The sequence below is a fragment of the Streptomyces sp. KPB2 genome (assembly GCF_003950055.1).
GTDB classification, from domain to species: domain Bacteria; phylum Actinomycetota; class Actinomycetes; order Streptomycetales; family Streptomycetaceae; genus Streptomyces; species Streptomyces salinarius.
This window is the reverse complement of the sequence record NZ_CP034353.1, coordinates 6,867,754-6,892,804: the sequence shown is the minus strand read 5'-3', so window position 1 is coordinate 6,892,804 and position 25,051 is coordinate 6,867,754. Positions and strand designations below refer to the sequence as shown.

At 69.9% G+C, this 25,051-nt stretch carries 20 protein-coding genes; 10 read left to right on the top strand and 10 right to left on the bottom strand.

What is annotated here, in order from left to right; genetic code table 11:
• The first annotated feature begins 2 nt into the window (after positions 1 to 2).
• Positions 3 to 878: an undecaprenyl-diphosphate phosphatase gene (locus D1J63_RS31180; RefSeq protein ID WP_125633434.1), complete on the top strand. Its 876-nt coding sequence runs from the start codon at positions 3 to 5 to the stop codon at positions 876 to 878.
• 81 nt (positions 879 to 959) lie between these two features.
• On the opposite strand, the gene D1J63_RS31175 is transcribed toward D1J63_RS31180, so the two are convergent.
• Together D1J63_RS31175 and D1J63_RS31170 are read right to left on the bottom strand one after the other, a co-directional pair.
• Positions 960 to 1,841, bottom strand: coding sequence for a L,D-transpeptidase family protein (locus tag D1J63_RS31175; protein WP_125633432.1), 882 nt, complete (start codon positions 1,839 to 1,841; stop codon positions 960 to 962).
• 41 nt (positions 1,842 to 1,882) lie between these two features.
• Positions 1,883 to 2,353, bottom strand: coding sequence for an MmpS family transport accessory protein (locus tag D1J63_RS31170; protein WP_125633430.1), 471 nt, complete (start codon positions 2,351 to 2,353; stop codon positions 1,883 to 1,885).
• Between the two features lie 305 nt (positions 2,354 to 2,658).
• On the opposite strand from D1J63_RS31170, the gene D1J63_RS31165 reads away from it, so the two are divergent.
• The 4 genes from D1J63_RS31165 (at position 2,659) to D1J63_RS31150 (ending at position 13,037) form a co-directional block, all read left to right on the top strand.
• Positions 2,659 to 11,307: a DNRLRE domain-containing protein gene (locus D1J63_RS31165; RefSeq protein ID WP_125633428.1), complete on the top strand. Its 8,649-nt coding sequence runs from the start codon at positions 2,659 to 2,661 to the stop codon at positions 11,305 to 11,307.
• An 89-nt stretch (positions 11,308 to 11,396) separates the two neighbouring features.
• Complete coding sequence (locus tag D1J63_RS31160) at positions 11,397 to 11,825, top strand: hypothetical protein (protein WP_164713054.1); 429 nt, start codon at positions 11,397 to 11,399, stop codon at positions 11,823 to 11,825.
• 727 nt (positions 11,826 to 12,552) lie between these two features.
• The gene (locus D1J63_RS31155; RefSeq protein WP_125633424.1) at positions 12,553 to 12,762 is read left to right on the top strand and encodes a hypothetical protein; all 210 of its coding nucleotides are present in this window, start codon (positions 12,553 to 12,555) and stop codon (positions 12,760 to 12,762) included.
• Between the two features lie 95 nt (positions 12,763 to 12,857).
• Positions 12,858 to 13,037 carry a hypothetical protein gene (locus D1J63_RS31150; RefSeq protein WP_102929323.1) on the top strand — a complete coding sequence of 60 codons (180 nt, stop codon included), beginning with the start codon at positions 12,858 to 12,860 and terminating at the stop codon, positions 13,035 to 13,037.
• A gap of 30 nt (positions 13,038 to 13,067) precedes the next feature.
• Here D1J63_RS31150 and D1J63_RS31145 read toward each other — a convergent pair whose 3' ends face one another.
• Positions 13,068 to 13,808 (bottom strand): SDR family oxidoreductase, encoded by a 741-nt coding sequence (locus D1J63_RS31145; RefSeq protein ID WP_125633422.1) that lies wholly within the window; start codon positions 13,806 to 13,808, stop codon positions 13,068 to 13,070.
• A gap of 165 nt (positions 13,809 to 13,973) precedes the next feature.
• On the opposite strand from D1J63_RS31145, the gene lnt reads away from it, so the two are divergent.
• Positions 13,974 to 15,548, top strand: coding sequence for an apolipoprotein N-acyltransferase (gene lnt, locus D1J63_RS31140; protein WP_125633420.1), 1,575 nt, complete (start codon positions 13,974 to 13,976; stop codon positions 15,546 to 15,548).
• Here lnt and D1J63_RS31135 read toward each other — a convergent pair.
• Together D1J63_RS31135 and D1J63_RS31130 are read right to left on the bottom strand one after the other, a co-directional pair.
• Entirely contained in the window at positions 15,472 to 16,377 is a 906-nt protein-coding gene (locus tag D1J63_RS31135; RefSeq protein ID WP_125633418.1) for a Gfo/Idh/MocA family oxidoreductase, read from the bottom strand. The two genes, lnt and D1J63_RS31135, sit on opposite strands and share 77 nt — an antisense overlap.
• Positions 16,378 to 16,390: 13 nt before the next feature.
• Positions 16,391 to 17,581, bottom strand: coding sequence for an FAD-dependent monooxygenase (locus tag D1J63_RS31130; protein WP_125633416.1), 1,191 nt, complete (start codon positions 17,579 to 17,581; stop codon positions 16,391 to 16,393).
• 114 nt (positions 17,582 to 17,695) lie between these two features.
• Between D1J63_RS31130 and D1J63_RS31125 the strand changes: the two genes are divergently transcribed.
• The 3 genes from D1J63_RS31125 (at position 17,696) to D1J63_RS31115 (ending at position 19,505) form a co-directional block, all read left to right on the top strand.
• Positions 17,696 to 18,349: a TetR/AcrR family transcriptional regulator gene (locus D1J63_RS31125; protein ID WP_125633414.1), complete on the top strand. Its 654-nt coding sequence runs from the start codon at positions 17,696 to 17,698 to the stop codon at positions 18,347 to 18,349.
• A gap of 42 nt (positions 18,350 to 18,391) precedes the next feature.
• Complete coding sequence (locus tag D1J63_RS31120) at positions 18,392 to 18,904, top strand: DinB family protein (protein WP_125633412.1); 513 nt, start codon at positions 18,392 to 18,394, stop codon at positions 18,902 to 18,904.
• Positions 18,905 to 19,016: 112 nt separating this feature from the next.
• Positions 19,017 to 19,505 (top strand): hypothetical protein, encoded by a 489-nt coding sequence (locus D1J63_RS31115; protein WP_315978246.1) that lies wholly within the window; start codon positions 19,017 to 19,019, stop codon positions 19,503 to 19,505.
• A 28-nt stretch (positions 19,506 to 19,533) separates the two neighbouring features.
• Here the strand turns inward: D1J63_RS31115 and D1J63_RS31110 are convergent, their stop codons facing one another.
• Positions 19,534 to 20,055, bottom strand: a complete 522-nt coding sequence (locus tag D1J63_RS31110; protein WP_125633408.1) for a hypothetical protein — start codon at positions 20,053 to 20,055, stop codon at positions 19,534 to 19,536.
• A 122-nt stretch (positions 20,056 to 20,177) separates the two neighbouring features.
• On the bottom strand, positions 20,178 to 20,861 hold the full coding sequence (gene ung, locus D1J63_RS31105) for a uracil-DNA glycosylase (protein ID WP_125633406.1): 684 nt from the start codon (positions 20,859 to 20,861) through the stop codon (positions 20,178 to 20,180).
• 131 nt (positions 20,862 to 20,992) lie between these two features.
• On the opposite strand from ung, the gene D1J63_RS31100 reads away from it, so the two are divergent.
• A complete protein-coding gene (locus D1J63_RS31100; protein ID WP_125633404.1) occupies positions 20,993 to 21,502 on the top strand; it encodes a nuclear transport factor 2 family protein in 510 nt (169 codons plus the stop codon).
• Here D1J63_RS31100 and D1J63_RS31095 read toward each other — a convergent pair.
• The 3 genes from D1J63_RS31095 to fabG all read right to left on the bottom strand — a co-directional run bounded on the left by D1J63_RS31095 (position 21,462) and on the right by fabG (position 24,823).
• Positions 21,462 to 23,048, bottom strand: coding sequence for an ABC transporter substrate-binding protein (locus D1J63_RS31095; protein ID WP_164713053.1), 1,587 nt, complete (start codon positions 23,046 to 23,048; stop codon positions 21,462 to 21,464). The two genes, D1J63_RS31100 and D1J63_RS31095, sit on opposite strands and share 41 nt — an antisense overlap.
• A gap of 208 nt (positions 23,049 to 23,256) precedes the next feature.
• Entirely contained in the window at positions 23,257 to 24,018 is a 762-nt protein-coding gene (locus tag D1J63_RS31090; protein WP_125633400.1) for an SDR family oxidoreductase, read from the bottom strand.
• Between the two features lie 43 nt (positions 24,019 to 24,061).
• The gene (gene fabG, locus D1J63_RS31085) at positions 24,062 to 24,823 is read right to left on the bottom strand and encodes a 3-oxoacyl-ACP reductase FabG (RefSeq protein WP_125633398.1); all 762 of its coding nucleotides are present in this window, start codon (positions 24,821 to 24,823) and stop codon (positions 24,062 to 24,064) included.
• Positions 24,824 to 25,051: the final 228 nt, after the last annotated feature.

Here is a 25,051-nt window from a genome sequence, read left to right as displayed (position 1 = left end):
CCATGTCTTGGTTTGAATCCCTCGTCCTCGGACTCGTCCAGGGGCTGACCGAGTTCCTCCCCGTGTCCTCCAGCGCGCACCTGCGGCTGACCGCGGCGTTCTCCGGCTGGCACGACCCGGGCGCGGCCTTCACCGCGATCACGCAGATCGGCACCGAGGCCGCGGTGCTCATCTACTTCCGCAAGGACATCGGGCGGATCATCGCCGCTTGGACGCGCTCGCTCACCGACAAGTCGATGCGCCACGACCCCGACGCGCGCATGGGCTGGCTGGTGATCGTCGGCTCGATCCCGATCGGCGTGCTCGGCCTGACGCTGAAGGACCAGATCGAGGGCCCCTTCCGCGACCTGCGGATCACCGCGACGATGCTGATCGTCGTCGGCGTGATCATCGGCATCGCCGACCGCATGGCCGCCCGCGACGAGAAGGGGGGCCGGCACCGTGCGCCGCAGCAGCGCAAGGAGCTGGAGAACCTGGGTGTGCGGGACGGCCTGATCTACGGCCTGTGCCAGGCGGCGGCCCTGATCCCCGGCGTCTCCCGCTCCGGCGCGACCATCAGTGGCGGCCTCTTCATGGGCTACCGGCGCGAGGCGGCCGCCCGGTACTCGTTCCTGCTCGCGATCCCGGCGGTGCTCGCCTCGGGCGTGTTCGAGCTGAAGGACGCGATGGAGAGCGACCACGTCTCCTGGGGACCGACGCTCTTCGCGACCGTCATCGCCTTCGCCACCGGGTACGCGGTCATCGCCTGGTTCATGAAGTTCATCTCGACCAAGAGCTTCATGCCGTTCGTCTGGTACCGCATCGCGCTCGGCATCCTGCTGGTCGTGCTGGTCGGGGCCGGTGTACTGAGCCCGCACGCGGGCGAGTCCGGCGGCTGAGCCAGGGCCGCACGGGTAGCGCTGTCTCGCATTTCCCAACGCCCGAATTGCGGCACCAGGCCGTGATCGTCTCCAGGAATCTCAGCCGATGGCGATCCGGGGGTGGGCGGACGGTTCGATCCAGTTCATGAATCGATCCATGGTGGCCCGGGGGACGGATACGCACCCCGCCGTGGCGCCGCTGCCGTTGACGTGGAGGAAGATGCCGGCGCCGCGGCCGGGGGTGGCGGGCCACCGGTTGAAGTTGATGACGAGCGCTTCGGCGTACTGGGTGGGGTAGTCGACGAGGTGTTCGCTGCCTCGGTCGCCGGACTCGGTCAGCGGGAAGTCCGCGCCCTGTGCGCTGTGCATGGAGTTGTAGAACTTCGACTCGGGGTCCTCCACCCACCAGTCGTCGTCCGTGACGACGTGGTACGGCATGCTCGTGCCGCTCGCCTCCACGCCGAACCCTTCCGTGATCGTGTACGTCCCGGTGGGGGTGGTCCAGGTGCCCTGCCGCCGCGTCGCCCCGTTCGTGACCCCGTTGGACCCGACCCGCCCGGCAGCGGTGGAGAACCGCGCCTTCCATCCGGCGGACCCCTTGGCCCACGCGGTGACCGTGGCGTAGGAGCCGCGGGCCTCGACCGTGATGACCTGCGTGGCGTTGCCTACCTCGTCGCCGTCGTCCGCATCGCCGGCTTCACCGGCCTTGGAGGCGGCTGCCCCGGTGCTCGGCGAGGCGCTGTCGCTCGGCGTGGCCGACGGCGAGGGGGAGGCCGACGCGGTTCCGGAGGCACTGGGGGACGCCGTGGCCGGCGCGCCGGATTCGGTCGAGCCCGATCCCGCGTCTGCTGCCACCTGCTCCGCCGCTGTGTCTCCTTCGTCCGCACCGCAGCCCGTGGTGAGGAGCAGCGCCCCGCAGGTGGCGACGGCGACGGCGAGTTTGTGGGGGCGTACGGGCAGGGTGGCGTGTTCGGACAGCACGAAGGGGTTCCTTCTTCGAGAGTATGAGTACGAGTACGTGATCAGGTGCCGGCGGCGGGCAGTTCACCCGTGCAGGTGGCGCGCCCGAACTCACCCATGGCGGTGGCACGTTGCACGTGCTTGCCGCGGATCGCGAGGGTGCAGGCGGCCTGTCCGCCCTTCTCGCCGAGCACGACGGCCACGGTGGGGGTTTCGCCGAGCGGCACCTGGACGGTGTGTTTCCAGGGCAGTTCGGCGTCCCGCACGACGGTGGCTCTGCCGTCCTCGTCCGGGCCGAGGTAGGAGATCTCGGCCGCGCCGTCGCCGGTGACTTCGTAGGTGACGGCGGCGGTCGGGGTCGTGGACTGCTTCGGCTCGTCCTCGGTGTCGTCGAGCAGTCCGTAGCCGACGAGCCCGACGCAGGCGAGCAGCAGGACGGCAGCGATCAACACCCCGGCCCGGCCGCCACCACTCAAGGTGCTCTCGATGTTCCCCGTGCTCTCCGTGCTCTCCGCTGAATCCTTGGCTGACATGTACGGGGCTCGGCTTTCGACGGTCCGGATCAATTGCGGGGCGGTTATACACCATGGCGAGTCGGCGACGCCATCGAGCGGACAAACGCGGGCGAAACAGCGGCGTTTCCGTCAGCCAATTGCCCGATTTGAGTGATCGCTTGACAGGCCGTCAGTCGCCCGGTCGATAATCCCGCCGCCGCGCCCCGCGAGCCGATGTTTCGCCTGCTCGCCGGGTGCTGCACAGCTATGCACCAAGCCGTGCGGAACTCTCCGCGACGGCTCGTTCGGCGCGCCCGATTCGCGTTCGGCGGAGTGGGTCGCCGATGGCGAAAGGTATGCACGTGAAGGTGCCTTACAGGAGATATTTCTCCTGTCTGGTGGCCGCGGCGATTGCGGGCACGCTATTGCCGCAAGTCGCCTATGCGGCTCCACCGTCGAATTCCGGCAAGGACGGTGACAAGGGATTCTTCGACACCGTCTCCGACTGGCTCGGGGACGACGAGAAGGAGACCCCCAAGCCGCCGTCGTACGGCGGTCTCGGCATGGCCGACCGGCAGAAGCTCCCCAAGGGGAAGAACGCGCCGAAGGCGAAGAGGGTCAAGGAACTGACCTCGCACCGCACCCCGACGGCTCGCTTCTGGCAGCTGTCCGACGGGCGGGTGGAGGCGGAACTGACGGCCGCGCCGACCTCCTACAGGGACCCGGCGGGCAAGTCCTGGAAGACGATCGACACCCGGGTGGCCGCCACCAGGGCCAAGGGGTTCGACTTCGCCAACACGGCCAACACCGGTCGCAGCTGGTTCGGGTCCGACCCGGACCGGCTGCTGCGTTTCGAGGCCGGTGACGGGGGCCGGTCGGTCACCCTCGGTCTGGAGGGCACGAGCGGCCGGCTGAAGCCGGAGGCCGAGGACTCCACCGTGACCTACAAGGACGCGGTCGGCGGAGCCGATCTGTCCTACGTGGTCGGTCCGGGCCGGGTGAAGGAGAACATCACCCTGCCCGAGCGGCCCGCGGGTCCCGTGACGTACACGTTCACGCTGGACACCGAAGGGCTGACGCCGAAGGCCCGCGAGGACGGCTCGATCGCGTTCTTCGGGGAGCTGCCCAACACCCCGGTGCTGGTCATCCCGGCCCCGTACATGACGGACGCGAAGAAGTCGGCGTCGTCGCCGTACGGGTACGCGTACAGCGCCGAAGTCACGCAGAAGCTCCGGCGGGACGGTGACGGCTGGAAGCTGACCGTCACGCCGGACGCGAAGTGGCTGGCGGCGAAGGAGCGGCAGTATCCGGTCGTGGTCGACCCGACGATCACGATCGCGCCGTCGCCGTCGGGTTCGCAGGACACCATGGTTCTGTCCGACCAGCCGGGGGTGAACTTCAACTCCTCGTGGAAGCTGGCGGCGGGCAAGACGTCCGCGTCGGCCACCTCCCGTTCGCTGCTGAAGTTCCCGCTGGACGAGATTCCGGACGGGGTGAAGATCGACGGCGCCCGGCTGGGCGTCTACTTCGACCAGTCGCACACGACGAACGGCAACGACGTCACCATCGAGGCGCACCGCGCGACCGGCGCCTGGGACGAGTCGACGGCGACCTGGTCCAACACGTCCGGTCTGGTCGGTGAGTTGTCCGGCACCAGCGTCCAGGTGGACGACGGGGACGCGGGCACCACGGCGGCGAAGGGTTCGTGGCCGTCCTCGGGCTCGACGCTGACGCAGTACGCGATCGGCGACGACTACCGCTACAACAAGGACACCGTCGCCGGGGACACCTACACCTGGCAGCCGAAGGTCACCGACAGCGGCACCTACCGCGTCGACGTGCACTACGTCGCGGCCACCGACCGGGCGACGAACGCCCCCTACACGGTCACGCACCGGGACGGCACCCAGACGTTCACCGTCGACCAGTCGGCCGGTACCAACGGGGTGTGGACGTCGCTGAACGGCGGCGGCCAGCTGCCCTTCACCAAGGGCACGGTCGGCAAGGTCGTCCTCGGTGATGGACCGGCGTCGTCCTCGACCGCGGTGATCGCGGACGCCGTACGACTGGTGAACCCCGCCCAGATCGTGAAGAACAAGGGCGAGTACAACCAGTGGCACGAGTTCCCCGTCGCGGACACGGTGCAGAAGTGGGTGAGCGGCACCGCCGCCAACCACGGCTTCGTGCTGATGGCGAAGGACGAGTCGTCCACCGGCCCGCTCGGCGGCCCCCGCTACGAGGCCGGTGACGGCGCCTACGGCGGCGAGACGTCCACCATCCCCCGGCTGACGGTGACCTACGGCAAGGTCGGCACGTCGCTCAACTCGCCGACCGTGGTGCACTCCACCGGCCCGGAGCTGTCCTGGAAGGCGTACTCCAACACCACCGGTGACGCCGGCCTGGACATCGTGGAGTACCAGCTGCACCGCTCCACCCAGCAGGCCTTCACCCCGTCGGCGGCGACCCTGATCGCGCCGATCAGCGCGTCGGAGACCACGTACACGGACACCACCGCGGTCCCGACGCCCGACTCGGCCGCCAACGAGATCGACAAGTCGTACTACTACCAGATCGCGGTGAAGACGAAGAGCGGGGAACTGCTCGGCTCCCCGACCCGCATCGTCGGCATCCCCAAGGCCGGCCGGACGATGAAGATCATCCAGGGCAGCCAGGGCGGCGTCACCGACACCACCCTGTCCTCCGCCCAGCCGTCCACCAACCAGGATGCCATCCGCTCCTGGGACGTCGACCAGAAGTGGCTCAGCGTCGGCAACAACTCCGGCACCTACGGCAAGACCCGGGCCGTGCTGAAGTTCCCCACGGACGACATCCCGTCCACCGCCACGGTGATCAACAACCGCATGTACATGTGGGGCGCGGAGACCACCACCGACACCGACGGCGCGATCTACGAACTCCACGCCCTCACCCGGGACTTCTCCGAAACCCAGGCCACGTGGAACAACGCGACCTCCACCACCGCCTGGAGCAGCGCCGGCGGTGACATGTCCGCCGCCGTCTCCGACACCGTGGCCAGCGTGTCGGACGTCGGCCGCCACTGGTGGGACGCCACCGGCCTGATGCAGAGCTGGATCGACGACCCGGCCGGCAACAAGGGCGTCGCGGTGAAGCTCAAGGACGAGTCCGCCGCCGGCCCGCAGGAGCGCACCCTGTTCCTGTCCGCCGAGGCCGCCGACCCGCAGCTGCGCCCGTACATGCAGGTCATCTACGTCGACTCCACCACCGAGGACACGTACTACGCCCCGCAGACCCCGTCCCGGATGACCCCGAACACCACCTACACGGTGGACTTCACGGTCACCAACACCACCTCCGCCCAGTGGGCCGCGGGCGAGCGGGAGCTGTCCTACACCTGGAAGCTCCCCGACGGCACCGACGTCACCACCGGCGGCAACCAGCTCGCCACCCCGATCCCGGCCCTGCTGCCGGGCAAGTCGGCCACGATCCAGGCGAAGGTCTCCACGCCGGTCAACTCGGACTCGGGCAACAAGCGCGGCGAGTACGTGCTCGGCTGGGACGTCCGCAAGAGTGCCGACGGCAGCTGGCTCTCGGCCGGCACGAACGGCATCCCGCCGCTGAAGCAGAGCGTGGCGGTCGAGGACCCCACCTCCAACCAGCTGGGCCTGGAGAAGTTCTACTCCTACGCCGGCAAGAACACCGGCGCCGGTTCCACGGTCATGAACAACCTGGCCTCCGGCAACAGCGTGTGGTCGTACAACGCGTTCACCAACCCGGGCCGCGGCCTGACCACGTTCGCGCGCTTCTCCTACAACTCGCTCGACACCTCCGACACCGTCTCGGGCGCGGGCTGGTCCGCACAACTCGCCGGTCCCATCCGTCTCGGCGCGCCCCTGGACTTCCACCCCAACCCGAACCCGACCGAGGTCCGCCTCCCCGACGGCGACGGCACCACACACGTCTTCCGCCTCCAGGGCGACGGCACCTGGAAGGCCCCGGCGGGCGTCCACTACCGGCTGTCCATGAAGCCGGGCCTGGACTGCAAGCCCAACAAGGACCCCGTCCCGGACGCCTGGACCCTGCTGCGCCCGGACGGCACCCGCTTCCTCTTCGGCTGCGACGGCTACCTGACCTCGACGGTCGACAAGAACGGCAACACGCAGACGTACACGTACGAGGAACGCAAGTCCAACAACAAGCCGACCAAGTTCCTCAAGTACATCACCGACCCCGCGGGCCGGACGTCTCTCACCGTCGATTACTACGACAAGGCCGACGCGCCGTTCCCGAAGGTCGCGGACCACGTCCGGTCCATGACCGACATCTCGGGCCGCAAGCTGACCTTCGAGTACTCCGACAAGGCGCTGCTGACCAAGCTGACCGACGGTGCGGGCTCCGCCCAGCCGAAGGTGTTCGCCTTCACCTACGACGCCACCCAGGGCAACAAGAACGTCAAGCTGGTCACCGCCACCGACCCGCGCGGCAACGGCACCGACCTGGCGTACTACGCGCCGCAGACCGGCGACGACCCGAAGTACCACTGGTGGACGAAGACCCTCACCGACCGCCTCGGCGGTGACACGGGCTTCACCTACGCGGCGGACACGGCGAACCCCAAGTTCACGGACGCCACCGTCACCGACGCCGAGTCCCACGCGACGCGGTACGTCACCGACGACTACGGCCGCCCCGTCCAGACCACCAACGCCAAGTCCCAGACCACGAAGATGAGCTGGGACGCGGACAACAACGTCACCTACCTGGAGGAGGCCAACGGCGCGAAGACCGCCTACTGCTACGACCAGAAGACCGGCTACCCCCTCTGGCAGCGCGACGCCGAGAACAACAAGAACGGCGTACCGCCGGCCACGGACTGCGCGCCCGGCACCCACCCGGCGAACGCGGCCACGTACGACTACCAGACCCGCGCCGACGGCTACGCCGCCGACCTGTGGCGCAAGACCTCGCCCGAGGGCCGCGCCTGGCAGTTCGGCTACGACAGCTTCGGCAACCTGAAGACGGTCACCGACCCCAAGGGTGTGGCGACGGCCACCGCCGACGACTACACCACGACCTACGAGTACAACTCCTACGGACAGCTGACCAAGGCCGTCGACGCCAACGGCAACCCGACGACGTACAGCGCCTTCGACGCGACCGGCAACCCGGAGACGATCACCGACGCGCTGGCCAACGCCACGAAGTTCGTCTACGACGAACGCGGTCAGGTCACCAAGGTGACCGACGCCGACGACAAGGTCACCACGCAGACGTACGACACCTTCGGCCGCCCGCTGGTCAGAACCGTGCCCAAGGAGCAGGACAAGGGCGACCTGATCACCACGCCCGCCCTCGAGTACGACGCCAACGACAACGTCACCACGTCGACGGCGCCCAACGGAGCGGTGTCCACCGCCGTGTACGACGCCGCGGACCAGATCACCTCGGCGACCGCGCCGAAGGACACCACCACCTCGGACGAACGCAGGACCACCTACACCTACGACAAGGCCGGCAACCTCACCACGACCACCGAGCCCAAGGGCACGCTGACCACGTCGGACCCGGCCGACCACGTCACGACGAACCACTACGACGAGATCTACCAGCTCACCTCCGTGGTCAACGCGGACGGCGACACGATCAGTTACGGGTACGACGACGTCGGCAACACCACCAAGGTCGTCGACCCGAAGAAGAACGCCACGGCCGACACCACCGACTACACCACCAAGACCGCCTACGACCTGAACCACCGCGTCACCTCGGTCACGGACGCCGCGGGCCACACCACCAAGCGGGCCTACGACAAGGACTCCCTGGTCACCTCGACCACGGACGCGGAGAACAACACCACGCTCATCACTTACGACGAGCGCGGCAAGACCGCAGAGGTCAAGGTCCCGCACAGCGGCACCACGACGATCACCTACCGCACGACCCGGTACGAGTACGACGAGGTCGGCAACACCACCAAGGTGATCACCCCGCGGGCCGTCGCGGCGGACACGACCACGGCGTTCACCGCCCGTACCGAATACGACGCGCTGAACCGGCCCGTCAAGCAGTACCAGCCCTACGACCCGGCGGACACCCGCCACAACGACCCGAACGTCTACACCGAGACCGTGTACGACAAGGTCGGCCGGGTGGCGAAGACCTCGCTGCCGCCCTCCGAGGGGCAGACGGTCCGCAACACCACGGTGTTCGACTACTTCGACAACGGCTGGGTGAGGTCCTCCACGGACCCGTGGGACATCGCCACGACCTACGACTACAACGACCTGGGCCTGCAGACGGCCCGCACCCTCACATCGGCGGGCGGTTCCTCCAACCGCACGATGACGTGGTCGTACTACCCCGACGGCAAACTCAGGTCCAAGGCGGACGACGGTGTCCCGGTGGGCAGGTCGGTGGTCCTGGTGGACAACTCCGACACCCAGAACACCGCCGCCACCGGCACCTGGACGCAGGGGGACAGCACCGGCCAGCAGGGCTACGACCACCGTACCCACGCCGCCGGCACGGGCACGGACGCCTTCACGTGGACGCTGAACATCCCCGAGGACGGCACGTACACCGCGTACGTGAAGTACCCGGAGGTGACCGGCGCCGCCACGGCCGCCGAGTACACCCTCACCCACGGGACCACCACCGAACCGGCCGTCACCAAGAACCAGACGACCGGCCCCGGCACCTGGGTCGCCCTCGGCGACTACGCCCTCAAGCAGGGCGAGGACACCGAACTGAAGCTGACGCAGAGCGACACCGGCACCGTGGTCGCCGACGCGGTCAAGCTGGTCCGCGACAACTCCGCCGACACGGACACCGAACAGAAGACGTTCACCTACGGCTACGACGTCAACGGCAACCTGACCTCGATCGACGACACGTCCTCCGGGGCGCGGACCGACGTCTACACGGTCGCGTACACGGGCCTCAACCAGGTCCAGAAGGTCACCGAGTCCCTGTCCGGCACGGAGCAGAAGGCGACGTCGTACACGTACGACGCGAACGGGCAGCCGGAGACGGTCACCCACCCCAGCCAGTTCTCCCAGTACACCTACGACCTGCGCGAACTGGTCAAGACCGTCTCGGTCGGCAAGACGGCGACGGACACCGACCCGAAGGTGACGTCGTACACGTACACGGCCCGCGGCAAGAAGCTGAAGGAGACCAAGGCCAACGACAACACCGTCGACTACACCTACTACCTCGACGGCGCCCTGAAGTCGACGACGGAGAAGAAGGCGGACGGCACCACGCTGGTCGCCTCCCACACCTACGCCTACGACCCCAACGGCAACAAGGCGCAGGACGTCGTGAAGAAGATGAACGCCGACAACCACGCGGCGTACCTCGACTCCACGACCGACTACACCTACGACCCCGCCAACCGGCTCACCAAGTCCGTCAAGACGGGGAACGGCGCGGGCACGGAAACCTACGTCCACGACGACAACGCCAACGTCGTCAGCCAGACGGTCAAGGGCACGACGACCGCCTACCACTACGACCGCAACCGCCTCCTGACCGCGACGACCTCCGGCGTCACGGCCGACTACACCTACGACCCCTTCGGCCGCCAGCAGTCGGTGACGTCACAGGGGCAGGTCATCTCCCGGAGCGTGTACGACGGCTTCGACCACGTCGTGGAGTCCCAGAAGATGGACGACACCGGCGCGATGAAGTCCACGACGTACACCTTCGACCCGCTGGACCGCACCGCCTCGAAGACGGCGGACGGCAAGACCACCGACTTCGAGTACCTCGGCCTGTCCAGCGAGGTCCTCGACGAGAAGGTCGCCGGCGAGCTGACCAAGTCGTACCAGTACAGCCCGTGGGGCCAGCGTCTGTCGCAGGTCAAGCACAACACCGACGGGACGACCGAGGACGGCTACTACGGCTACAACAGCCACACCGACGTCGAAACCCTGACGGACGACAACGGCGACACCAAGGCCACCTACGGCTACACCGCCTACGGCTCCAACGACGAGTCCGAGTTCACCGGCATCGACAAGCCCGAGACCACCGACCCCACCAAGGAGGACTACAACCCCTACCGCTACAACTCCAAGCGCTGGGACGCCCGGTCCGGCACCTACGACATGGGCTTCCGTGACTACAACCCGGGCCTCAACCGCTTCACCACCCGGGACATGTACAACGGCGCCCTCGCGGACATGGGTCTGGGAACCGACCCGTTCACCGGCAACCGGTACGCGTTCACCGGCGGAAACCCGGTCAGCAACGTGGAACTCGACGGCCACATGCCCGCGCCGATGGACGGCGGTAGCAGCACTCCGGCGCCGGGTGGCTGCGGGACGCCGGGGTTCATCGGGCCGTGTGCCACAAGCAGCGGCTCGACATCTACAAAAGCGGCTGCGGCCGGTACGAGCATGCACAACGCGGCTCAGGACATCATGTGGCTGTACCTGGTGGGGCTGGCCGAAGCCAAGTACGGTCCGTCGGGGATCACGCGTGTCCAGATGGAGACCCCGGTGCTGGGAGGCTCCAAGGAGGGTACTGGCGAAGACGGAGGTGCGGATATCACGTACCGAGACGGGAACACACTCTATGTGTGGGAACTCAAACACAAGGCTCGAATGCCGTGGACGAACGACCGTTTTGCGCCGGCCGAAGGCTACGGAAAGGATGACGTGGAATGGTACATAGATTTCATGCGTCGCGATCCGCAGTACGCCGGTCTTGACATCAAGCCCGGCTTCCGGCTTCCGCACCCGCTGGTTGGACCCGGAGTGAAGCGGGGCCAGTTCCTTGAACTGGATAATTCCGATTTCTTCGGCGGCATGGCCACTGAGCACGGCGTAGTCAATTACCAAGAGTTCTATATGGCGACCTCGCGTCCGGAGCCCAAACCCGTACGAGTGCCTGAGCCGGTGAAGGTCGGCGCAGGTGTCGCAGCTCTTGGTACCGCGCTCTGGTGGGGTGCGAAGGTACTTTCCCCGCTGTGCGGACCGGCAGCACCTGCTTGCGCGATTGCCTTCTAATAGGGCACACTGACGGGCGGGTGCGCTTTCCACCCTTGCACCCGCCCGTCGTCGCAATAATGAGCTGTTCCGAGAAATGGAGAACTGACTTGGGGGCATCTCGGTGGCATTACTTCATCGAAGGCCAGAACGACGCACAGTCCGCATTGGACGATTTGCGTGAGCGTGAATTTGCCAAATCCTGGAGCGACTACGATCCTTCCATTACATCGCTTTCTGAACTGGTGAACAGTGGTGCACTCGAGGAAGAGGGTGCGCACTCGATCATCGACGTCGATCGCGTTATCGAATCCGACGATCCTGAATACGATGAAGACGGAACGGTTCGACTGCTCCTTCCGCAGGAGGTTGTTGAATATTTCGGCACGGAGAAGCCTACGCGGGAAACTGTGGAATCTGTCTATTCGACCGCGAGGCGGCGGCTTCCTCCATTGCTTCGAGGGTCCGGTTGCTGCACGGCCATCTATGAGCAGGGCGCACCCTGCGGATTCGCCTTCTGGGGGATGACGGGTGATTGACCTGGATTCCTGCTCGCCGGCCACACCGCCGGTAATCGCCTGGGGCGTGAACGCCCGTGGAGACCTGCGGTGTTGGGTGACCAGCGAGCGGGACTCCGGACGCTGGCCGGTCGCCGTATGGAGTCGTGGGTCTCTCGCCTGGCACGTACATGGCTGCGGAATGCTGGAGTACCTCGTGCGTCTCTTCCGCGGGGAGTTCGACGACATGTGGGCGGACGACGGGGTACGGCGTTTCGTACAAGTTCGAGAGGCCCAACGCCTCCTCGCAGCCGGCGACGCGAACAAGGCCGTTCTCGGGTGGATGACGGGCGGCCCGTACGATGTTGGAAGCGGCGACAAGGTATTGGGCCCCCGAAGAGGGGGCAGTCATCTATGGACGACAGTCCAACAAGAAACTTCATATTCGGCGGTTGGTTACGGCGATTATCAATAATTTCCTTCGGGAGTATGCGACTCCCGCGCTGAGCGCAGCCGGGTTCAAGAAACCTTCTCGACCACTCGGATCGACCCCGAAGCGTGCGTCTTCTTCGCCACCTGCTCCTTCGTTCCCGAGCCTTACTGGGCGTGGCTGAACAGGCGGCAGGCGGAGGCCAAATTTCCGCCGACCGACGCGTCCGGCGTCCTTGCCGCCTACTCCGTGCTGCCGCCCGACGCCTTTGCCCATGCCCCGGCATCCTCCGGGCTGGCCCGCGCCCGCTGGGCTTTCTCGGACCGGAACCGGTCCGACGTGGGTACGGGACTCGCCGGCCGGTTGAAGACGGAGGAACTCCCCAGGATCGAGCGCCTTCTGATGCGGCCCGGGCTCCTGGCGGAGATCACCTCGTCCCGGTCGCCGTCCGTCCGGTGCTGGGGCGCGGTCCAGTCCGAACTGGTGCTCATGGCCGACCACTACACGACTCAGCAGCAGGAGATGCTGCGGGCCACGTCGGGCGGGTGATCGTGCGTGCACGCCGCCAAGTCTCCGGCCGACCGGAACCGATTGTGTAGCCGTCCGGTAGCGCAGCGTCAGTGCTTGCCCCTAGGCTGGTCCGCATGTCCCCCGATTACGCGACCCCTGGTTCCGTGCGGTCCGCCGCGGAACTGAACGATCAGATCCGTGCGCTGTGGCGGCGCGCGGGCGGGACCCTGTCGGCGCAGGAGCGCGTGGAGTACGAGCTGCTGGTGGTCGAGTGGGCGACCGCGATCCGCGGCGAGGTCATCGAAGCGGCCTGAGCCGGGCCGGGCCGTCTCCCCGGGCGGCCGTCAGCGTCCGCCCGCCACCCGGAGCACCGTTCCCGTCGTGTACGACGCCTCGGGTGACAGCAGCCAGGCGATCGCCGCGGCGATCTCCTCCGTCCGCCCGGCGCGCCCCATCGGCACCGCCGCTCCCATTCGCGCCGCCCGCCCCGCGTCGCCCGCCGCCGCGTGCATCTCGGTGTCGATCACGCCGGGCGCGACGGCGTTGACCCGGATCCCGTCCGGGCCGAGCTCCTTGGCCAGGCCCAGCGTCAGCGCGTCGACGCCCGCCTTGCTCGCGGCGTAGTGCACGTACTCCCCCGGACTGCCGAGGGTCGCGGCGCCCGACGACACGTTCACGATCGCGCCGCTGCCCCGCGGCGTCATCAGCCGCGCCGCCCGCCGGGCGCACAGCAGCACGCCCAGGAGGTTGACGTCGAGGACCCGGCGCAGGTCCGCGGTGTCGCTGTCGGCGAGCCGCCCCAGCGGGCCGGTCACTGCCGCGTTGTTCACCAGTCCCGTCACCGGGCCCAGCTCTGCCTCCGCCACGTCGAAGAGGCGCTCGACGTCGGTCTCGACGGACGTGTCCGCGCGCACCGGGATTCCTCGGCCTCCCGCCTCGCGCACTCCCGCCGCGACCGTTTCGGCGGCCGCCGAGTCGCGCGCGTAGCCCACGACGACGTCGTGCCCGTCCGCCGCGAGGCGCAGACAGGTGGCGGCGCCGATCCCCCGGCTGCCGCCGGTGACCACCGTGATGGGTCGCGTCATCGAAACCTCCACGAGCTCGTTTGATCGATCATCGATCATCCTAGGGGAGGTCCGGGGAAAGTCTCCCGTGCCGGCCGGACCTCTGTGTGATCAACTGAATTCGCCGTCGTCGGGGGCGCACACTGTGCGGATCACCGGGTAGGCACCAACGGTAAGGAGGCGCCCATGCACAAGTCCGACCACTGGCTCGCCTCCCCGTGGCGGCGCTCGGTTCTCGCCGTGCTCGCCGGAGCCCTGCCCGTCCTCGCCTTCCCGGGCCCCGCCCTGTGGTGGTGGGCCTGGTTCGCGCTGGTCCCCTGGATCCTGCTGACCCGTACCGCGCCGGGCGGGAAGCGGGCGGCGTACGACGGGTGGTGCGGCGGCTTCGGGTTCGTACTGGCCATGCACCACTGGCTGCTGCCGAACCTGCACGTGTTCACCTTCGTCATCGCCGCGCTGCTCGGCGCCCTGTGGGTGCCGTGGGGCTGGCTGGTCCGCAGGACACTGGGCGGGACGCCGTCCGGCGGCCGGGTCGCGGCGGCCCTCGTGGTGCTGCCGTCGGGCTGGCTGCTGGCGGAGCTGGTCCGCTCCTGGCAGGGACTGGGCGGCCCCTGGGGGATGCTCGGCGCCAGTCAGTGGCAGGTCGCCCCGGCGCTGCGGCTCGCCTCGGTGGGCGGGGTGTGGCTGCTCAGCTTCCTGGTGGTGGCCGTCAACGTCGCCGTCGCCGTCCTGGTCGCCGTGCGCCGGGCGAGGGTGCCGGCCCTGGCCGGGCTGGTCGCCACGGCCGCGGCCACCTCGGCGGTCTGGGTCTGGTCCCCGCGCCCCGACCCCGAGGGGCGGGCGGCGATCGCCGTGGTGCAGCCGGGCGTCGTCGCCGGGGCGGACAGCGCCGACCGCCGGTTCGACCGCGAGGAGCAGCTCACCCGGCGGCTCGCGGACCGGGACCTCGACCTGATCGTGTGGGGCGAGAGCAGCGTCGGCTTCGACCTGGGCGACCGGCCGGACCTCTCCCGGCGGCTCGCCGCGCTGTCCCGCGAGACCGGCGCGGACATCCTGGTCAACGTGGACGCGCGGCGCTCCGACAAGCCCGGCATCTACAAGAGTTCGGTGCTCGTCGGCCCCCGGGGCCCGACCGGCGACCGGTACGACAAGATGCGGCTGGTCCCCTTCGGGGAGTACGTGCCGTTCCGCTCGCTGCTCGGCTGGGCCACCTCCGTCGGCAAGGCGGCGGGCGAGGACCGCAGGCAGGGCACCGAGCAGGTGGTGATGGACGTCGGCGACGGCCTGCGGATCGGGCCGATGGTGTGCTTCGAGAGCACGTTCCCCGACATGAGCCGCAGCCTCGCCGCCGACGGCGCGGACGTGCTGGTCGCCCAGTCCTCGACCTCGACCTTCCAGCACACCTGGGCCCCTGAGCAGCACGCCTCGCTCGCCGCGCTGCGCGCCGCCGAGACCGGCCGGCCGATGGTGCACGCGACGCTGACCGGCGTCTCCGCCGTCTACGACGCGAACGGCGCCCGGATCGGCTCGTGGCTCGGCACCGACGCGAGCGCGTCACGGGTGTACGAGGTCCCCGTCACCCACGGCACCACACCCTACGTGCGCTACGGCGACTGGACGGTGTACGCGGCGCTGGGGACCCTCGCGGCCTGGGGCGCCGCCGAGGGCGTACGCGTGGTGCGGCTCAGGCGGGGGCGTCCAGCACGGCCCGGACCACCCGCTCGCACAGCTCATGGGTCTCCAGCGCGTCCCGGGCGCTGAGCATCTCGCCGGAGCGCACCGCGTCGAGGAAGGCCAGTACCGCCTGCTCGATGCCGCGCTGCCGGGCCACCGGGACCCAGTCGCCACGCCGCCGCACGGTGGGCTGGCCCTTGTGGTCGATCACCTCGGCGAGGTTGACCACCTGGCGCTTGGTGTCCTGGCCGGAGACCTCCAGGATCTCCTCGGCCGAGCCGCTGAGCCGGTTCATCACGCCGAGCGCGGTGAAGCCGTCCCCGGCGAGCTGGAGCACGACGTGGTGGAGCAGGCCGTCCTCGGCACGGGCGCGCACGGTCACGTCGTCGACCGGCCCCGGCACCAGGAACCTCAGCGTGTCGACGACGTGGATGAAGTCGTCGAGGATCATCGTGCGCGGGTCCTCGGGCAGGCCGGTGCGGTTCTTCTGCATGAGGATCAGCTCGCGCGGGTGCTCGGCGCACTGCGCGTACCCGGGCGCGTGGCGCCGGTTGAAGCCGACGGCGAGGCTGGTGCCGCGCTCCTCGGCGAGGGTGACCAGGCGCTCGGAGTCGGCGAGTTCGTAGGCGAGGGGCTTGTCGACGTAGGTGGGGACGCCGGCTTCCAGCAGCCGGGTCACGATCTCGGGGTGGGCGGCGGTCGGCGCGTGCACGAAGGCGGCGTCGAGCCCCTCGGCGAGGAGCGCGTCGAGGCCGGCGTGGCGCTGCGCGGGCGGGATGCGCAGCTGGTCGGCGACGCGGGTGAGGGTGGCGGGGGTGCGGGTCTGCAGGTGCAGTTCGATGCCGGGGAGGGCGCCGAGTACCGGCAGGTAGGCCTTCTGCGCGATGTCGCCGAGTCCGATGCAGCCGACCTTCACGGGATGTGCTCCTCTAACGCTCGTTGTGCTCGCCGACGTGGGTCCGCCGGGAAGCATACGGGGGCTGCGGGGGCCGCCAGTCGGCGATGCCGTCGAAGCCGCGCAGGAACAGGGCGGGGCCGGTCTTGGACAGGGTGGCGATCACGGCGTCCCGGACGGCGATCCCCGCGCGGTTGCTCATCAGGTTGAGGCGGGCGACCCTGACGGCCTGGCGGGCGATCGCGGTCGTGCGGGGCAGCCGGGCGGCCGTGTAGGCGGCGAGGTCCTGGCGGTGGTGGGCGAGCACGACCGCGTCCTCGATGGCCTGGTTGCCGCCCTGGCCGAGGTTGGGCGGCATGGCGTGCGCGGCGTCCCCCAGGAGGGCGACCCGGCCCCGGTGGTAGGCGGGCAGCGGCTCGGCGATGTGGTGCACGTCGTGGCGCAGCACGTCGTCGGGGCGCGCGGCGGCGAGGACGGCGGGGATGGGGTCGTGCCAGTCGCCGTAGCGGTGCAGCAGCTCGGCCCGCTCGTCGGCCGCGTGGCCGCCGGCCGGGGTGACGGCGGCGGCGTAGGCGTAGACCCGGCCGTCCTTGAGCGGGTGCGTGCCCCAGATGCGGCCCCTTCCCCAGGTCTCGTGGGAGGCGAACTCGACGCCGGGGACCGGGATCACGATCCGCCAGGTGGTGAAGCCCGAGTAGACCGTGCCGGGGTGGCGCGGGAACAGCGTGCGGCGTACGGCGGAGTGGATGCCGTCGGCCCCGACGACCAGGTCGGCCGCCAGCTCGCCGTCAGGCGTGCGCACCCTGGCCGGGCGGTCGTCGTCGCCCGGGTCGGCGAGCTGCGCGTCTGCGCCGGTGCGGACGGCGTCCGGCGGCAGCAGTGCCGACAGGCGGTCGGCGAGGGTGGAGCGGTGCAGCAGCACCAGCGGACCGCCGAAGCGCGCCTCGGCGGCCTCGGCACTGGACCGGGAGAGCCAGCGCCCGCCGGGGGTGCGCAGTCCGCCGTCGCCCTGCCAGGCGGCGAGGTCGCGGATCTCGTCGCCGAGGCCGATCACGTCCAGGGCGCGCAGGGCGTTGGGCGACAGCGAGATGGCCGCGCCGACCGGCCGGAGCGAGGGGGCGCGCTCCAGCACGGTGACCCGCAGGCCGCTCTGGTGCAGGGCGGCCGCCGCGGTCAGGCCGCCGATGCCGCCGCCGATCACGACGGCCGTCCTCGTCCTTGTCATGACTCTCCTCGACGCTCTGCCCTGCGCCGTGCTCGGCGCGGAACTCACTACATCTGTAGTAACAGCTGCTGCCGACTGTACTACAGCCGTAGTGAGGCCGGTAGATTGATCTCCATGTCCGCTCCTGCCGCATCCTCGGGGCCCTCCGGGTCCGCGTCCGGCGCCTCCCGCGCCGACCTGGTCGCCGACGCCGCTCTGGCACTGCTCGCCGAGCGCGGCATGCGCGGGCTCACGCACCGGGCGGTCGACGGGCTGGCCGGGCTCCCGCAGGGCTCCACGTCCAATGTCGCGCGGACCCGGCAGGCACTGCTGGAACTGGCGGTGCGCCGCCTGGCCGACCGGGAGGCGCGGGTGCTGGCCCTGCACGAGATGCCGGATCCGCGCGCCGGCCTCGACGCCCTGGTCGACGCGCTGGCACTGGCGACCCACCGCGCCCTGACCCGCAACCGCGCGCTGACGCTGGCCCGCTACGAACTGGCCCTGGAGGCCACGCGCCGCCCGGAACTGCGGGCGCACTTCGACGCGGCGGGCGCCCGCTTCCGCGAGCAACTGGGCGCCCTCGTCACGGCGATGGGCTCGGCCGACCCGGCCCGGCACGTGCTCTCCCTGGTCGCCTGGGCGGACGGCCTGATGTTCAGCTGCGTGGCCGGGACCTTCCACGCCGAGGTGCCGAGCCTCCAGGACGTGCGGTCGGGACTGCGGGAGCTTCTGGACGGCATGCTGGGCGACCGGCGTCGCGGCCTGCGCGAGGGTCCCTCCCGGGGCTGAAATTCCCTGGTGGGACGGGCCGGTCTGGGCGAGGATGCCGCCATGACGACCGAACGCCGTGAACCCCCTGTAGACGCCGACGAACGCGCCATGCTGGAGGGCTGGGTCGAGTATCACCGCCAGACCCTGGCCTGGAAGTGCGAGGGGCTGACCGACGAGCAGTTGAGGACGGCCGCCGTGGCACCGTCGACGCTGTCCCTGATGGGACTGGTCCGGCACATGGCGGAGGTGGAGCGCAGCTGGTACCGCAGGGTGCTGGCGGCCGAGGACGCCGGCCCGATCTACTACTCCGACGAGGACCCGGAGGGCGAGTTCCGGCTCACCGAGGCGGACACGTTCGCCGAGGCGTACGCCACCTGGCAGGCGGAGATCGAGGCGGCCCGGCGCAACGCGGCCGGCGTCCCCCTGGGCGAGCCGACCCGGGGCAGGCACCTGCGCACCGGTGAGCGCTACACCCTGCGCTGGATCCACACCCACATCATCGAGGAGTACGCGCGTCACAACGGGCACGCGGACCTGATCCGCGAGCGCCTGGACGGAGCCACGGGAGACTGACGTCACCTCCCGTCGCGCACGGGCATCCGTACGGGGCCGGAGATCACCCGTGTGGGGCAACCTCCGCTTGTCCGGCTCCGGTTGAGCGGCCCGAAGCAGCAGAGTGGCGCGGGTGCATCGAACGACGACCACCGCAACGCTTCTGCTGACCGTGGCTGTCTCGGCCCTGACCGGCTGTACGACGGTCAGGGGCCCGGCCGTGGACGACCCCTCCGGGGCCGGCGCCCGCTCGTCCGCGCCCCGCCCGGAGGGCCCGGCCGAGCCACGGGTCGTCCAGGCGCCGGCCCGGGAGGCGCTGGAGATGATCGCCCCCTCCCCCGGCCCCGAGCGAGCCACCGGGGAGCCGCGCCGCACGCCGCCGCCGGCGCACCGGTCCGCGCCGCACGATCCGCCGGCCACCCGTGCCCCCGCCGCCCGCCCTGCGGCACCCGGGCCCACCCGCGCCCCCGCGGCGCCCCGGCCCCGGGTGCCCGACCTGCCCGGCAGGTCCGACGCCGGCGCCGGCGGAAAGGCGGACGTGTGCTCCCTCGGCAAGCAGTACGGCGGCTGGCGGCCGGGCAGCCCCGAGGCCCGCATCTGCGAGCAGGCCTACGGCCGCTGAGGCCGGCCGGCGCCCACCGGGCCGGCGGTCACGGCCGCGGGCGCGGCGGCCGCCCCCATCCCTCGGTCCCGTCACGCCCGTCGAGGCGCAGCTCCAGCCGGTCGATCGAGGCGCGGACGCCCGCTCCGTAGCGGCCGGGGGCGAGGGACTCGGCGGCGGTGCGGGCGCGCCGCAGGTGCAGACGGGCCGCCTCGCGGTGACCGAGCCGGTCGTAGTCCGCGGCCAGGTTCAGGTGGAGCGAGGGGTACAGGGCGCGGGCGGCGGACGTGGCCTCGTGCCGGTCGGCGAACCGGTCCTCCGTCAGCTCTTCGGCTGCCGACAGCGCCCTCAGGTCCCAGGCCAGCTCCTCGGCCGGGTCGTCCTGGGTGTCGGCGAGGTAGTGGGCCAGCGTGCAGCGGTGCAGGGGGTCGCCGTGCTCGCCGATCTCCGCCCACAGGGCGAGGAAGCGGTGCCGGGCCTCCTCGCGGTCCCCCGCGTGATGCAGCATGACCACCTGGCCGATCCGCGTCGGCACGGCGTCCGGCGCCGCCTGCTCCTGTCCCTTCGCCACCGCGTCCTCCGTGCCCGTGTCGGCTGTCCCGACGACGCTAACCGCACGCGCCCGCATTCCCGGTCAGGCGGCACCGGACGCGCCCGGGCCGGTCCGCTGCCGGCCGGCCCGGGCGGCCGGGGTCAGCCCAGGTTCGGGATGGTCCAGTCGATCGGCTCGTGGCCCTGCGCGGCGACCGCCTCGTTGATCTGCGTGAACGGCCGGGAACCGAAGAACTTCTTCGCGGACAGCGGCGACGGGTGGGCGCCCTTGACCACGGCGTGCCGCGACTCGTCGATCAGCGGCAGCTTCTTCTGCGCGTAGTTGCCCCACAGCACGAAGACCGCCGGGTCGGTCCGGCCCGCCACCGCGCGGATCACCGCGTCGGTGAACAGCTCCCAGCCGCGTGCCTTGTGCGAGTTCGCCTCACCGGCACGGACCGTGAGCACCGCGTTGAGCAGCAGGACGCCCTGCTTCGCCCACGGCATCAGATAGCCGTTGTCCGGGATCGGGGTGTCCAGCTCCGCGTGCATCTCCTTGTAGATGTTCCGCAGGGACGGCGGGACCTTCACGCCGGGCCGCACCGAGAAGCACAGCCCGTGCCCCTGGCCCTCGCCGTGGTACGGGTCCTGGCCGAGGACCAGCACCTTCACCCGGTCGAAGGGGGTGGCCTCCAGCGCGGCGAAGACCTCCTCGCGCGGCGGGTAGACGGGGCCGTTCGCCCGCTCCTCCTCGACGAACTCCATCAGCTCCTTGAAGTAGGGCTCTTGCAGTTCGCCGCCCAGCACCTCGCGCCAGGACTCGGGCAGCATGGCGATGTCGGTCACGTCAACTTCCTTACGCTGTGCGGTGGCTTCCAGTCCCGTAGAACCTACCGGCGCCCACTGACAACGCGACCGCCGGCAGGCACCCGGAAAAGCGTTGTCCCGCGGCGGAGCGGGGCTGGTAGGAAGTGGGAATGACCGCTGAAGCGATGACTCCCACGGAACGCCTGCTCGCGGAGCGGGCCTGCGAACGTCTGATCGTGGACCTGGTCCACCGTCTCGATCTCGGTGACCCCGGGTCGGCGGCCGACCTGTTCACGGTGGACGGGGTGTGGGAGTGGCCTCGCGGCGACCGCCGGGTCGAGGGCCGGGAAGCGCTGCGGACGTACTTCGGTTCCCGGCCGGCGGACCGGCTGTCGCGCCGTCTGATGACGAACATCCTCGTCACCGTGGACTCCGCGACGACGGCGACCGCGACGTCCTACCTGACGACCTACCGTGTCGACGGACACGTCGAGGGGATGGTCGCGCCGCGGCTCCCCGCCAACGTCGGTCATTACGAGGACACCTTCCGCAAGGTCGACGGCGAGTGGCTGCTCGCCGCGCGAACCCTGTACCTCGCCTTCGGCGGTGCCACGGAGCGGCTGCCCGCCCCGGTGGCGGCTACCAGCTCGTCTTCCGGTGGAGCTGCCACATCATCATGATCGTCGACGGGTCCAGGGCCTGCTCCGCACCCGAGATGTCCGTGCTGGCGGCGACGTACTGCTTGCCCTGCCACAGCGGGAGCAGCCGCGCGTCGTTCACCATGATCTGCTGCGCCCGCTCGAAGTCCCGCTCCACGTTGCCGCGGTCGCTCTCGCGGCGGGAGCGCGGCAGCAGTTCGCCGGTGATCTCCGGGGTGAGGTAGGGCGTGCCGAGCGCGTTCTGCTCGCCGACGAAGGGGGCGATGAAGTTCTCGGCGTCGGGGAAGTCCGGGGACCAGCCGCGTCCGAACACCGGGTACTCGCCCTTCTGGTAGCCGGCGACGTACGTCTTCCAGGGGCGGCTCTTGAGGGTGACCTCGAACAGGCCCGAGGCGTCCAGCTGCCGCTTGATCTCCTTGAACTCCTTGGCCGTCTCGGAGCCGTAGCGGTCGGTGGTGTACCAGAGGGTCAGCGGGACGGGGTCGGTGATGCCGGCGTCCTCGAGCAGCTCGCGGGCCTTGGGGACGCTGGGGTCGCCGTAGTCGTCGAAGAAGCCCGTGGTGTGACCGGTGAGGCCCTTGGGGACCATCGAGTACAGCGGATCGACGGTGTCCTGGTAGATCTTGTGCGCGATCGCCGCCCGGTCGATCACCTGGGCGACGGCCTGGCGCACTTCCTTGCGCCCCGCCCACGGGTCCTCGGGGTTGAAGACGAGGTAGCTGATCTCCGTACCGCTGCCCTCGACCAGCTGGAGGTTCTCCTCCTTGCCCGCCTTGCCCTGGAGCGTGATCACGTCGTCGGCGGCGAGGCCCCGGTAGGTCACCTGGATGTCGCCGTCGCGCAGGGCCTTCACCATGCCGGCGGAGTCCTTGAAGTAGCGGATGGTCACCGCCTTGTTGTGCCGTTCGGCGAAGCCCTTGTAGCGGTCGTTGCGCACGAGTTCGGCGCGTCCACCGTCCTCGTACGACTGGAGCGTGTACGGGCCCGAGCCCACGACACTGCCGCCCTCGCGCAGGGCGTCCGCGGGGTAGTCGTCGGGGTCGACGATCGACATGGCGGGCGTGGCGAGCACGAACGGGAAGGTGGCGTCGGGCTTGTTGAGGTGGAAGACCACCTCGCGCTCACTGGGCGCCTGGACGCGTTCGAGGCTGCCGAGCAGACCGGCCGGACCACCGTTGACGTTGATGTCCTTGATGCGGTCGATCGAGTACTTGACGGCCTGGGCGTCGAGGGCGTCGCCGTTGGAGAAGGTCAGGCCCTCGCGCAGCTCGCAGCGGTACACCTGGTTCGTGGTGTCGGTGAACGCGCACTGCTCGGCGGCGTCGGGCTGGGGTGCGGTGGCACCACTGGGGTAACTGAGCAGCGTCTGGTAGATATTCCGGAACAGCTCCCAGGAGCCGTCCCACGAAGCGGCCGGATCGAGGGTGCTGGGGGCACTGGTCGTCCCCACCACGATCGGCTCCTCGTCCTCCGAACTGTCGGACGACAGGATGCCGCACCCGGTGACCAGTGACGATATGGACACGATGACCGCGACCCTCCGCAGGCCCCGCTTCCGGTTGAACACGCGCACGCTCCTCGATCCGCCGTACCAAGGGTCGGCAGACCATACCGCAGCACCATGTCCCCTGAACCCCCTTCTGAACAGGGGTTTTGATCATTTGGCGATGACTACGTTGTCATCGTGCACCGGGTTCCGATACGCGGACACGGGCACCGTTCTCGTCGACGGCGCCCGTGTCCGGGATCGATCTTGAGAGTCCTCGTGGGCGAGATCAGGCCACGCCGGCGTTCAGGAAGATGCCGCCGTCGACGACGAGCGTCTGACCGGTGACCCAGGCGGACTGCTCCGAGGTGAGGAACGCCGCGGCGCCGCCGATGTCGGAGGGCACGCCGAGCCGGCCCAGCGGGTAGCCCGAGGCGGCCTCCTCCTCGCGGCCCTCGTACAGGGCTGCGGCGAACTTGGTCTTCACGACCGCCGGGGCGATCGCGTTGACCCGCACCCCGGGCGCGAACTCGTGCGCCAGCTGGGCGGTCAGGTTGATCAGCGCGGCCTTGCTCACGCCGTACGCGGCGATGAAGGGCGAGGGCGAAAGGCCCGCGACCGAGGCGATGTTGACGATCGCGCCGCCGTTGTCCTTCTGCCAGGCGTGCCAGGTGCGCTGGGCGAAGCCGAGCGCCGAGATCACGTTGGTCTCGAAGACCTTGCGCGCCACGTTCAGGTCGAGGTCGGCGATCGGCCCGAACACCGGGTTGGTGCCGGCGTTGTTGACCAGGAAGTCGACGCGCCCGAAGGCCTCCATCACGCGCTCGACGGCGACGGCCTGGTGGGCCTCGTCGTGCGCCTTGCCGGCGACGCCGATGACCCGGTCGGCGCCGAGCTTCTCGACGGCCTCCTTCAGGGCGTCCTCGTTGCGGCCGGTGATGCAGACCCGGTCGCCGCGTGCGACGAGGGCCTCGGCGACGCCGTAGCCGATGCCGCGGCTGGCGCCCGTGACGAGCGCGACCTTGCCGGAGAGGGCGGGGAGTTCAGTCATGTCAGTGGTCCCTAATCCCAGTGTTCCCTAGTCTCCGCGCGCCCTAGTCGAGCGGCCCGCCGGCCACATACAGCACCTGGCCGGAGACGAAGCCGGCGGCCTCGCCGGTGAAGAAGGCGATGGCGTTGGCGATGTCGTCGGGCTCACCGACGCGCGCGACCGGGATCTGGGTGGCGGCGGCGGCCTTGAAGTCGTCGAAGCCCATGCCGACGCGGTCGGCGGTGGCCTTGGTCATCTCGGTGGCGATGAAGCCGGGGGCGACGGCGTTGGCGGTGACGCCGAACTTGCCCAGCTCCTTGGCGAGGGTCTTGGTGAAGCCCTGGAGACCGGCCTTGGCGGCGGAGTAGTTGACCTGGCCGCGGTTGCCGAGCGCGGAGGAGGAGGACAGGTTGACGATGCGGCCGAACTTGGCGTCCACCATGTGCTTCTGGCAGGCCTTCGACATCAGGAAGGCACCGCGCAGGTGCACGTTCATGACGGTGTCCCAGTCGGAGACGCTCATCTTGAACAGCAGGTTGTCGCGCAGCACGCCCGCGTTGTTGACGAGGATCGTCGGCGCGCCCAGCTCCTCGGCGATCCGCGCGACGGCCGCCTCGACCTGCGCCTCGTCGGAGACGTCGCAGCCGACCGCGATGGCCCTGCCGCCCGCCGCGGTGATCTTCTCCACGGTGTCCTTGCAGGCGGCCTCGTCGAGGTCGATGACGGCGACGGCACGGCCCTCGGCGGCCAGTCGTACGGCGGTGGCGGCACCGATGCCGCGCGCGGCTCCGGTGACTACGGCGACCCGCTGCTCAGTGGTGGACATTCGCTGCTTCTCCTCGTCCTGGGGATGCGGCCCGTGCGGAGCGTGCGCCCTCGGGTGAGCGACCGCTTAGTACCTTCCGCAGACGTGACGCTAGAAGCCCTGGCACCCGGTGTCAACGGGACACCGGGCCGGTGTGATCCATTACCCGCCCTCCCCGGCGTGCCGGCCGCCCCCGGTCGCCCGATCGGCCCAGCGCTGCGGGCCGCCGGACCGCCGGGCCCCTAGCGT